10 protein-coding genes are annotated in these 11,472 nt (G+C 41.8%); 7 read left to right on the top strand and 3 right to left on the bottom strand.

Annotated elements, in window-relative coordinates; translation table 11 throughout:
- From JMY00_RS13155 to JMY00_RS13125, 7 genes are all read left to right on the top strand, one after another.
- Positions 1 to 157 (top strand): transposase (locus JMY00_RS13155; RefSeq protein WP_201580485.1); only part of this gene is annotated, 157 nt, incomplete at its 5' end.
- A gap of 359 nt (positions 158 to 516) precedes the next feature.
- A complete protein-coding gene (locus JMY00_RS13150; protein WP_201580484.1) occupies positions 517 to 1,071 on the top strand; it encodes a carboxymuconolactone decarboxylase family protein in 555 nt (184 codons plus the stop codon).
- A gap of 110 nt (positions 1,072 to 1,181) precedes the next feature.
- Complete coding sequence (locus tag JMY00_RS13145) at positions 1,182 to 1,835, top strand: DsbA family oxidoreductase (protein ID WP_201580483.1); 654 nt, start codon at positions 1,182 to 1,184, stop codon at positions 1,833 to 1,835.
- 70 nt (positions 1,836 to 1,905) lie between these two features.
- Positions 1,906 to 2,793 (top strand): glutathione-dependent disulfide-bond oxidoreductase, encoded by an 888-nt coding sequence (gene yghU, locus JMY00_RS13140; RefSeq protein ID WP_201580482.1) that lies wholly within the window; start codon positions 1,906 to 1,908, stop codon positions 2,791 to 2,793.
- 193 nt (positions 2,794 to 2,986) lie between these two features.
- Positions 2,987 to 3,529 (top strand): redoxin domain-containing protein, encoded by a 543-nt coding sequence (locus tag JMY00_RS13135; RefSeq protein WP_201580481.1) that lies wholly within the window; start codon positions 2,987 to 2,989, stop codon positions 3,527 to 3,529.
- A 530-nt stretch (positions 3,530 to 4,059) separates the two neighbouring features.
- Positions 4,060 to 5,067 (top strand): acyltransferase, encoded by a 1,008-nt coding sequence (locus JMY00_RS13130; protein WP_201580480.1) that lies wholly within the window; start codon positions 4,060 to 4,062, stop codon positions 5,065 to 5,067.
- A gap of 87 nt (positions 5,068 to 5,154) precedes the next feature.
- Positions 5,155 to 5,889 (top strand): hypothetical protein, encoded by a 735-nt coding sequence (locus tag JMY00_RS13125; protein ID WP_201580479.1) that lies wholly within the window; start codon positions 5,155 to 5,157, stop codon positions 5,887 to 5,889.
- 117 nt (positions 5,890 to 6,006) lie between these two features.
- Here the strand turns inward: JMY00_RS13125 and JMY00_RS13120 are convergent, their stop codons facing one another.
- The 3 genes from JMY00_RS13120 to JMY00_RS13110 all read right to left on the bottom strand — a co-directional run bounded on the left by JMY00_RS13120 (position 6,007) and on the right by JMY00_RS13110 (position 11,116).
- Positions 6,007 to 7,176: an HlyD family efflux transporter periplasmic adaptor subunit gene (locus JMY00_RS13120; RefSeq protein ID WP_201580478.1), complete on the bottom strand. Its 1,170-nt coding sequence runs from the start codon at positions 7,174 to 7,176 to the stop codon at positions 6,007 to 6,009.
- A 2-nt stretch (positions 7,177 to 7,178) separates the two neighbouring features.
- A complete protein-coding gene (locus JMY00_RS13115) occupies positions 7,179 to 9,503 on the bottom strand; it encodes a type I secretion system permease/ATPase (protein ID WP_201580477.1) in 2,325 nt (774 codons plus the stop codon).
- Between the two features lie 74 nt (positions 9,504 to 9,577).
- Positions 9,578 to 11,116 (bottom strand): TolC family protein, encoded by a 1,539-nt coding sequence (locus tag JMY00_RS13110; protein ID WP_240990763.1) that lies wholly within the window; start codon positions 11,114 to 11,116, stop codon positions 9,578 to 9,580.
- Positions 11,117 to 11,472: the final 356 nt, after the last annotated feature.

Here is an 11,472-nt window from a genome sequence, read left to right as displayed (position 1 = left end):
TGATAGCTATTTGTACAAGCTGCGTCATCTTGTTGAAAATATGTTTGCAAGGCTTAAACACTTTCGTAGTATCGCCATTCGCTATGAGAAGTTAGCTCGTAATTTTAAGTCAATGCTTTATCTGGCGTGTACTATCGTTCATTGTAAGATGAATTGAAGACACGCCCTAGAGAAAATAATGTTATTAACGCTAACAATCACTTTTTTACCATTATTTTTTCTTACTACTTACACAGTGTTACCTTATTAAGGTACTGATATTAATAGAATAATATGAATTACGCAGAGGAATGTAATTGATCCATTACAATTTACTTGAACGATTACTCAAACAGTTATTGAGCGATTGCTCAATATCATTTATAGTAGTCTCTATTGACTCGCTTACTAAGCAAAGTTGCTAATTTTGAGTAACTGCTTAAGCCAATAATTAAATGTAAATCAGCGATTGCTTTGAAACGAGCATGAAAACTCTAAAACACACCAAATCTCAAACCTATTGTTAGGAATTATATTATGACCGAATTTACTCTACACGATAAAGACACAGCCCCAGCAGAAAGCAAAGATTTACTTGACTCTTCAATCAAAGCATTTGGTATGGTACCTAACCTACACGCCGTGATGGCTGAAGCGCCTGGCTTGCTAGAAGGCTATCAAAAGCTACATCAACTGTTTTTAGACAGCAGCTTTGATGATGAAGAAACCACTGTTGTATGGCAAACTATCAACGTTGAACATGCTTGTCATTACTGTGTGCCTGCGCATACTGGTATTGCTAAGAGCATGAAAGTAGATGACGCTATCACTGATGCATTACGTGATGAGACGCCACTACCAACTGCACGTCTAGAAGCGCTACGTGACTTTACACTTTCTGTCGTACGTGGTCGTGGTAACGTTGATGACAGCGCGGTTCAAGCGTTTTTAGATGCTGGCTACACTAAGCGTCAGATTCTTGAAGTTATTCTTGGTACTGCTCAAAAAGTGATGAGCAACTATACGAACCACCTAGCTAATACACCAGTCGACAAGCCATTTCAGAAATTTGAATGGCATAAAGCTGACTAATACGTTTTTCGGCTAACGCTGACACAGTCCATTTGATGTTTTCATACTGTTGTTCGAAACATCTTCGGGCAGCAGTTTTCCATTTTAATTTATCGCTAATGAGAGATCCTATGGAACAGGCAAAAAAACCCTTACGAATAGACATCGTGTCAGACGTTGTATGCCCTTGGTGTGCTATCGGCTATAGTCAACTAGCCGAGGCATTGAAACAAACCAACACGCTGCACGAGATTCACTGGCATCCATTTGAATTAAACCCTAATACGCCGCACGAAGGACGAAACTATCGTGAGCATATTATGGAGAAGTACGGTACGACTGCTGAGGACGTTAAAGAGAACCGAGCTAGAATGACAACAGCAGGTGCAGAAGCTGGATTTAATTTTCAGTTTACCGATGAGTTTCGTACCTACAATACTTTTAATGCGCATCAGTTGCTGCATTGGGCTGATCAGCAAGGACGTATGCACGACCTAAAACAAGCATTGTTCGTTGCGCATTTCGTTGATAATAAAAACGTGGCTGATAGTACCGTACTGGCAGATGTCGCAGCAGATATTGGACTAGATCGTAATGAAGCACTCGCCGTTATCGCAGATCAACGCTTTGCCACTGTGATACGTGAAGTCGTACAGCATTCAAAGCAGCAAGGTGTTCAAAGCGTACCATCCGTTATCTTCAACGGTCGTCATCTGGTGAGCGGTGCACAAGGTGTAGAAAACTACAAAAACATCTTAAAGCAACTAGCAGACATGCCAGAATAAAAACAATAAACTGGATCTGATTTACCAATTACCCTCTATTGAGCACAGTATATAAAAAGGTATCATCATTATGTCAAACTCCAATCATTACGAGCCACCTAGCATCTGGACATGGGATGCAGAAAGCGGCGGTAAGTGGGCAAGCGTCAACCGCCCTATCGCTGGCCCAACGCATGAAGCAGATCTACCTCGCGGCAAACATCCGTTGCAAATCTACTCAATGGGCACCCCTAATGGCCAAAAAGTTACCATTATGGTCGAAGAATTATTGGCGTTGGGTGAGACAGAAGCTGAGTACGACGCGCACCTGATTCAAATTGGTGAAGGTGGACAGTTCTCATCAGGTTTCGTTGAGCTAAATCCAAACTCAAAAATCCCTGTGCTTTTGGATACAGAGACTGGTAGCCGTGTTTTTGAGAGTGGCGCTATTTTGTTTTATCTTGCCGAAAAATTCGGAAAACTACTGCCTAAAGATGCAGCAGCACGTACTGAAGTGATGAATTGGCTCTTCTGGTTGCAAGGCTCTGCTCCTTACTTGGGCGGTGGTTTTGGGCATTTTTACTTTTATGCACCAGAAAAGTTTGAGTACCCTATCAATCGATTCACGATGGAAGTAAAACGCCAATTAGATGTACTAGAACGAGAGCTTGCAGAAAATCGCTATCTAGGTGGCGATGAGTATACGATTGCAGATATCGCCACTTGGCCTTGGTATGGCAATCTAATACTAGGCGAAGCATATAATGCAGGAGAGTTCCTACAAGTTGAGAGCTATCCAAATGTGCGTCGCTGGGCAACTGAGATTTTAGAGCGTCCTGCTGTGCAACGTGGTCGCAAGGTAAACCGCACTTGGGGTGAACCTGCTGAGCAATTACACGAACGTCATAATGCCTCAGATTTCGAGCTAAAAACTCAAGATAAACTATATGCTCAGACAACTGAAGAAGCGAAAAAATAGACGCTTTGTCTATGTCTATGACTTACTAGCTTACTTAAGTAGTCTTATTAATCGACTTTAAAGGTAATGTTAATTTTTCCTGTTACTACTTGGGACGACTGTAAACATCCCATACTTTTGCACTTAAGACTGCTAATGTAACGCTGTTAAATACCAACTAACCATAAAAATACTATTAAAAAGGATAAGAACTATGTCAACAGATTATGCTCAAAAAATTCAAGCCGGTACTACGTTTCCTAAAATGGAAGTACAAGTATTAAACAGTGAAATGACTTCGTTAGGCAAACCTGAAAACGGTCATGACTGGAAACTGGTCGTTGTATACCGTGGTAAGCATTGCCCAATTTGCACAAAGTATCTAAATACTTTAGAGACAGTAAAACAGTCTTTCTATGACGTCGGTGTCGATATCATCGCAGTATCTGCAGACAGTAAAGAGCAGTTAGAAGCTCATCTAGATCAAATAGATGTTAGCTTCCCTATGGCTCATGGTCTGACTATCGAACAGATGAATACGCTAGGTCTATATATCTCTGACCCACGTTCAGAGAAAGAAACCGACCATCCTTTCGCTGAACCTGCTGTATTCGTTATCAATGCTGAAGGAAAAGTACATATCGTTGATATCTCGAACGCACCGTTCTCTAGACCAGATTTTGAAGCCTTGGCAAATGGTTTGGCTTTTGTTAGAAACCCAGAAAATAACTACCCTATCCGTGGTATGCACGGTTAATTGATATAGTAAATATAAAGTGTTGATTCATTCGATTATTTAGCTAATCAAATTTCATTGGTTAGATTATAGCGGGCGTATCGAGATAATTCTTGATACGCCCTTTTTTTGTTTATTGATAACTTAACTGCTATCAAACGCAGTCGCTTCATACTTAACTTCATCAGTATTTGCTCGGTACTAATGTGTGAGTAGCACTGTGAATCTATAAAAAGAGGTTCTAGACGAAACTCATAGACTAGCCAGCATATAAGGGCTATATTTGAGCTCGAAATATCATCATAAACATGTTCCCTTTTAATTAATCTGTATTTCATTTTTTATCGGTTTATTTTTATAGATAAAACAGACTGTTTTTATGGTTTGATTTGTCTCTCGTTTCGGCTAAATCTCAATACGATTGTACATTTTGATTTATCAATGCTGTTTATTATTTGTTGTTAACACTCGTACACTGAGATTGATTTCTGCTAAAATCATGCAGCAACATTATCAATATCTCATCATAGGCATGAGTAAAAGGATTCGATATGCGATTGAAATCAATCGTTCAAAAACTACATGAACGCGCTCCAAAACTGGGCAAAGCTGCCTCACTGACGACAGCAACCAGTGTGATTACCTTTAATAGTATGTTAGCTGGTTTACCTGTATGGGTAATGGGTGCTACCAAGGCTATCACCGGTGCTGCCATCGCTGACAAAGCCGTTATCGATGTGACGAACTATTGGATCAATAGCAACAATGCATTGATCGATAACGTATTACCACGTAAAGACTGGCGCATTAACTTACCTGATGATGTGCATACCAACGGTAAGTATCTACTGGTTAGCAATCATCAGTCTTGGGTTGATACCAGTATCGTGCAATATATCAGCGAAAAACGCTTGCCATTGACGCGCTTTTTTACCAAGTTTGAGCTCATATACATCCCCGTCATTGGTCAAGCTTTCTACTTTCTCGACTTTCCTATGATGCGTCGTCATTCCAAAGAAGCCATCGCTAAAAACCCTGCTCTAAAGGGTAAGGATATCGAAGAAGCGAAACGAGCGTGTGCGTTGCTCAAGGACAAGCCTTTTACGCTATTGAACTATCTAGAAGGAACTCGCTTCACTCCTAGTAAACATGATAAACAAAAATCCCCATATACGCATTTACTTAAGCCACGCGCTGGCGGGTTATCACTGGCTATGAGTGCATTAGGGGAAGAGATTGATGGGGTTTTAGACATGACGATTGTCTACCCTGACGGTGTGCCTACTTATAGTGACCTGTGGAAAGGCAATATCAAACGTCTGGGTGTCGATGTGCGACATATCGAGATACCTCCAGCACTATTTACGGCTATTAAAGAAGGTGGCTATGAGACAGATGAAGCGATAAAAGCACAGATGTTTGATTGGGTAGAGCAAATATGGCATCAAAAAGATCAACTAATCACAGAAATGTTGGCTGATTTTGAGAACAGTGACTTTAAGAGCAATGACTCTGGAAATAAAGACTCTGAAACTAAAGATAGTACTGAACAGGCTTAGCCTATTCTATCTACCAATAATCTTTATTATTTGATAACCTCAAGGTGTGTCGCACGTGTACTAATATGATAAAGGTAAAGCCATATAATGATGAAGTTCCGCGAAAAATGGTTTCGGGCGTTGTGCCTTGCAATATTAGTACATGTTGGGGTTTTCTTTATTTTCTATCTCAACACTCATCAGACGGATTCGGTAGAAGTAGCTGAGAGTCAAACGAACTCGACTGAACCTATTGCTATCAACAATGTAGATCTACCTGAAAAGGTCTATACCACTACTGTCACCAACACTAAGACATCTAATGACACTAACAACAATGTAGAAGACACGGTCAATAAAAAATCTGAGATTGGTAATGAGCTTGAAGCATCTCAGCTAACAAGTAGTGATGAGCAAACAGCCAACGTGGAAAGCAGAAAAGCATCCCCTTCTTCAGCTGCCAACAACGTCAATGATAAATCTAAAAAACCAGCTTCTACATCGATAGAATCAGTACAAGCAAACAAAAATCCTCCGCAAAAGGAAAAGGCGCTAGATGCCCAAACTGATAGCACTACCCAGTCTATAGTTGCGAGTACTGATGATAAATTGGAAGAGATTAAGAACAATGCAAGCTTGCTAGATATAGACGTCCCTGCTCAAAAAAGTAACGTCAAAATAGATAAAGACTATCTTTCAGCAAAATCTGAAGTGGAAGCGATAAACGATCAATTGAGTGCGGCTATCAACGAAGTTAAAAAGCGTAATCAGCAGAAAATTGATGAGCAACAACAGTTAAGAAATGAGGCGAATAGCCAAAGGCTTCCTGAAAATTCTAATTGATATTAGAAGCCGTATGGTTGATGATCCAATTAGACCAAATACCTTTATACATAAAAAAATCCCAGCAATTAACTGGGGTTTTTATTATCTTATCAATAAACATACAATATTAAGCTGTTAGCGCTCACCCAAACCTTCTGATAAGGTTTTAGTAATTGGCTTAGTCAAATAAGACAATACCGTACGCTCCATCGCTTTGATATCAACAGAAGCTGTCATACCAGGTTTAATGACAATCTCATCACCGCGCCCCTTAAACTCAGCACCATTAATCACAATTAATACACGGTAGTAAGGCTCTTCGCCTTTAGGTGTTTGCTCCATTAGCGTGTCTGGACTGATATAGTTAACTGTACCTTTCATGGCTCCAAAGATAGAGTAATCATAAGCATCGAGCTTAACCGTCGCTTCTTGACCTTCTTTGACATAAGCAATATCAGCAGGACTGACCTTGGCATCTATAACCAAGTCACTACTGGTCGGTAAAATCTGCATAATGACCTCGCCCGGCTTAACGACACCGCCAATAGTGGTCACGTTGATATTTTTGATTTTACCTTCTGTGGGCGCCATCAAGCGCTTCTCTTCAAGTACTTGTGCCCGATCTCGCAATTGCTCAAGCTCGGTATCTAGCTCTTCTTGAGCCTTGGTCATTTCAGCCTGTGCTTCTTCGAAGTACTTATTACGCTTGTTATTAATCTGCGCTTCGATATCAGCAACTTGACGACTGAGTTTAATGACATCGGCTTGACTGACATCGCCATACTTTAATAAAGGCTCATTCATGCGTAATTCTTGACGTGCCAACACTAGCATTTTCTCAAGAGAAGAGACTTCCTCGTTGATAGCTTGACGACGTCTGTTGTATAGCGCCCTTTGGTTTTGCACGTACTCAGGATAGTCCTGTACCCCTTTAGGAAATACCAACGGTTTTTCAAAAATCTCAGCATTTAGTCTTGCTAATTTAGCAGTTAGCGCAGCTGTCTTAGAAGCAGAGTTATCAACAGCTGCTTTTGCACGCTCTTCCTCCAACACTACCAATAATTGACCCGCCTTAACCTCTTCACCTTCTGTGACAGCCAACTGAGTCAATACGCCGCCTTCTGATGCTTGGATTTCTTGCGTTCGAGCACTGGCGATTACCGTTGCTTGCGCACGGGTCACTTGGTCAATCTTGGCAAATGATGCCCAAATAATTAAAGTGACGATCCCGATTAATGCTATCCAAATACTCAACCTTGAACGATTAACTTGGGGTTTAGTGGGTGTGTACTTATACTCTGACATGCCTACTTCCCTTGATCGTCTGTTGAATGTTTAGCACTGATGGGTTTTACGCTGATGTTTCTAACTCTAGAGGTAGCAGGCTTATTTTCGTCGGCACCTTCTTTTGACGGTTGGTTGGCTTTGTTAACGATTTTACCTTTTTGCTGCATGGTGGTTTTATTTTTTGCTTGATCGTTTTTTCTGAGCTCATCAAGTACAGCTTGTTTTGGACCATCAATAATAATACGCTGGTTATCCATAATGATCAGACGATCTACCAAGTCTAGCAATGCTGTCTTGTGGGTCGACACAATAAACGTTTGCCCTTTCGTCAACTCCTGACGTAGCACTTGTAGACAGCGCTGCTCTTGTCGGTTATCCATAGAAGCTGTCGGCTCATCCAGCAAAAACACATCAGGTTTGGTCAATAATAAACGGGTAAATGCCACTAGTTGCTTTTGTCCCCCCGATAGGCCTTTACCGCCTTCACTGATCGGTAGGTCAAGACCACTTGAATGACTGGATACTAAGTTGATTAGCCCTGTCCTATTTAAAGTCTCTTGAAGGACATCATCATTGGGCGCTGCCATACCGATTAATAAGTTCTCACGCAGGGTTCCTTGAAACAGTCGATGGTCTTGCTGCAGATAACCCAAGCGCTCACTAAGTGTCTCACGACTGATCTGATGTATATCAAGTCCATCTAACAACACGCGTCCTTCCGTTGGTGCATACAGTCCTGCCAGCACCTTAAGCAAGGTAGATTTACCTGAACCAATAGGCCCAAGTATCGCTATACGCTCTCCTGGTTTAATCGACAGTTGCGGAACTGTAATGGCTGGTCGATCGTTGCCTTGGTAATTGAACGTCAATCCATCGCACTGATATGCGCCTTTTATATGCGTAGGCGATAATGGATACGCAACGCCTTGGTTGTCTTGCTCCAGTGCAAACAGACTCTCAATATTCATTTTGGCGGCTTTGGCATGAGCGTACTGTACTAGCAGGTTGGGTATCGCCATAACAGGCGCTAACACTCTACCACCAAGTATCGAGCAGGCAATCAGTCCGCCCATTGTCATGTCACCTTGCATGACGACAAACGACCCGACTATTACGATACCAACGTAGCTTACTTGCTGTAGCATCTGCGTAAAATACGTTAAGTTATCATTGGCATGCTTCATATCCAAATCGTTTTTGATGGTGACATCCATCACATCTAGCCAACGCGAGAGAAACTTCCAACTGCCTGCTCCTGCTTTTATTGTCTCGACGCCTTCCACAGCTTCTACCAACAGACCCGTCTTATAATAAGAGGCAGTCGCGCCCTCTGATGCGATGGCATCGATGCGTTTGCGTGCAATCAGTCCCATCGTAATTGCGATGACCGCCGCTATCACTGGTACAACAGCGACTAATGGCGAGCCAATAAAAGCTATTAAGCTGATAAAAATAATGGTCATGGGCAAATCGACTAAGCCAAAAAGCGTGCTCGCCGTAAAAAAGCTACGTACTTGCTCATAACCACGTAACTGTGCTGCCATAGAGCCAACTGACCCCGGCATTTGGTCGATACGTACTTTGAGTAGACGTTGGAACACTTCTCGAGATAGGTACTGGTCTAGACCGACGACGACCTTATCCATGATTCTTGAGCGCGAAAACTTCATAAACGCTTCAAACATAATCACTAAGAAGACGCCACTGGCTAAAATAATCAGCGTGTATTCACTACGCGTTGGTATGACACGGTCATAAACTTGCATAGAAAACAGAGAAACGGCTAATGCCAACATATTAATCAGAAAAGTGGCGATAACGGCTTCAGCTAAAATACCTTTATAATTACCCAAATCAGACTTTAATAGATCAGAAAATGAGGCTTTTCGCTGTTTAATATGATCTTCTTTCAAACGAATACGCATGACCAAAGTCAATTCTTCGGCACGCGTATGTACCTGCTGGTTCACTTGTCTAAAGTTCCAACTTTTTTGCGGCGTTTGGCTGTCAATCACGCCCCAACCTAAATCCGTTCGATACGCCAGTAAGGGCAAAAAAGCGGCATCAGGCTGCTCTAGTATTTCTGGCGTATCGGTTATGCCAATGCCTTGTAATACTGCAATGACACCGCCTAACTCATGAATGCTTTGACCTTGTCTGTCCGACTGCTCACTATGACGTTTGACGACATCATGGAGCCGTATATTGTCTACTGGATAGCCTTGCTGTCCGAGTAAATGCTTAATCGCATCAGTCAGCGTTTCGGTCAGATCAACCTGCTCTGAGTGTTGCAGCTCATGGTGGTCAACAGACTGAGACGGTGTCTTTTGTAATTGTGCACTCATATTAATCGCTTATTTAATATTTTAGATGGTTGCGTATGTAGGGTAATTTACGCCTATGTATATGACTTTTTGATTTACTTATGTGTCATATTCTCTTGATCAGTTATCGGCGTAATACTGTAATCATCATTTAACATGAGATACTCACCATTGTTCAAACTTTGCTCTGCCGTCGCGGGCAGCTTAATATCGATATATTCTTCTGCTGAGTTGTTTCCATAACCAAAATGACGACTAGCGCTGTTTTTGTCTTGCTTATTGAGCCATTGCTTGACAGAGTTAGCTGGGCTAAACAAAGTCACTGGGTCACGATTATGAGAAAACTGCTGCCACTGCATGATGCCAAAATCTACTTGTAATCTATAAAATGCACCCAACATTTCTGCACGAGTTTGTACCAGCTGGACTTGATAATCGTTATGCTCACGGACAGCATTTAGTACTTCTAGCCATGACTTGCGTCCTGCAATGAACTGCCGACGATAAGAGCTGACTACAATCTGTGCCCCTGCTACAGCCGCAACCAACGAGGTTTCCCTGTCTTTGGCACTGACAAACTGCTGATACTGTACCTGAATATTCTCTATGACATTACGGCGTGCGGCTTCTTGGTTTTGTACTAGGCTGTTGACCTCTGCCTGTGAGGCTCGTGCTAGCGCAAAATTAGAAAATCCAGCACCTGGTGCATAGCTCAACCCCACTGAGAACTTACCATCGTTTTCGTTGTCCTCATGATAGTAAGCATGTTCATATTGGGCATAAATGGTTGGGTAACGAGCCGCTTGCTGTGCTTCGACACCTTGCTTAGCGGATTCAATTTGGAAGTGTTCTTTTACAACGGTAGGATTATAAAACCCTGCCCTATCAAAGGCCATTCTTTCAAAGTCAACGGATTGCTGCTTGGCTTGATTTACCAATACCTTAAGATTCGGTATGCTCGTGACACTCATCTGAGACAGTGGTTGACCAATGATTTGTTCTAACCTAGCAGCGGCAATACGTTGCTGCTCAACTGCCGCTTGATAAGATGTTTGCTCTTGCAATATACGGTTAGTCACCAGGTCAAGCTCAATACGAGCTGATACACCTTGACCAACGCGTCGCTGCATCATGGCTTCGAAATCATTCAGCTCTTTTAAATTCTCCACATGGACACTTTGTGTCGCGACAGCTTGGATATAGCTTTGCCAAGCATCAATCGTTGTTTTGGCCACTAGGTTTTGCTGCTCATAGATATACTCTACAGCAGCCTTGTCATCAAATATGGCTTGATTGACATCTGCGGTGAGCTTACCCCCTGTCCATAGGGGCTGGCGAATGGTCACCTCTGAGACAAAATCATTGTCTCTATCGTAACCTGAGCTTACGCTTGGTGTTGGTAAAAGGTTTAATTTGGCCGCATTAATTCCTTCGGTAGTTGCTTGTTGACTCGCTCGAGCCGACCCTACTAAAGGATGCGTTTGAATTGCCTGCGCCACTAGACTATTGATTTGGAAATCTGCTACTGCTGCGTGTGAAGTCACTGTAAAACATATACCAGTCGCCAAAGCGGTCATAAGGTGATGTATTGCATGACGGCTGGTTAACTGTTTTCTATTTGGCGATTTTTTCATATTAGTTTTCAATGAACGCTCTTATTGATATGCTCTTGAATAAGTATATAACATCTATGCACTAAACCTTACTAGACCTTAGGCTATAAGGCAATCTGTATAATAACTGAAATCATGTCTAGTATACTAGATAGAATAAAAGTCTGATTTACAGGAGTTTATTTAGCTAAATAAACTCTGTATTATCCAACAAGGGATCTTTTTAGCAAAATTCTGTTTAGATACTACTTCCACTTTAGTTCTACGCTTTAGAGTTTTTCAAGTTGGTTTTCTATATTCCACGGTAACCCTCCCAAACTTAAGACACCTAATAAATAGAATTAAGCTGCCTGATTGAGTTTCTGTATCGGTGTAAA

It is taken from the genome of Psychrobacter sp. Pi2-52 (genome assembly GCF_904846705.1).
Taxonomy (GTDB): Bacteria; Pseudomonadota; Gammaproteobacteria; order Pseudomonadales; family Moraxellaceae; genus Psychrobacter.
Note: the sequence above shows the minus strand (reverse complement) of the source record. Positions and strands in the feature narration are given on the sequence as shown.

Bases quoted from the DNA above. Each gene is read 5' to 3' on its own strand.
- yghU (WP_201580482.1), top strand. From the start codon at position 1,906: ATGTCAAACTCCAATCATTACGAGCCACCTAGCATCTGGACATGGGAT.
- JMY00_RS13115 (WP_201580477.1), bottom strand. From the start codon at position 9,503: ATGAGTGCACAATTACAAAAGACACCGTCTCAGTCTGTTGACCACCAT.
- JMY00_RS13125 (WP_201580479.1), top strand. From the start codon at position 5,155: ATGATGAAGTTCCGCGAAAAATGGTTTCGGGCGTTGTGCCTTGCAATA.
- JMY00_RS13135 (WP_201580481.1), top strand. From the start codon at position 2,987: ATGTCAACAGATTATGCTCAAAAAATTCAAGCCGGTACTACGTTTCCT.
- JMY00_RS13145 (WP_201580483.1), top strand. From the start codon at position 1,182: ATGGAACAGGCAAAAAAACCCTTACGAATAGACATCGTGTCAGACGTT.
- JMY00_RS13110 (WP_240990763.1), bottom strand. From the start codon at position 11,116: ATGAAAAAATCGCCAAATAGAAAACAGTTAACCAGCCGTCATGCAATA.
- JMY00_RS13120 (WP_201580478.1), bottom strand. From the start codon at position 7,176: ATGTCAGAGTATAAGTACACACCCACTAAACCCCAAGTTAATCGTTCA.
- JMY00_RS13130 (WP_201580480.1), top strand. From the start codon at position 4,060: ATGCGATTGAAATCAATCGTTCAAAAACTACATGAACGCGCTCCAAAA.
- JMY00_RS13150 (WP_201580484.1), top strand. From the start codon at position 517: ATGACCGAATTTACTCTACACGATAAAGACACAGCCCCAGCAGAAAGC.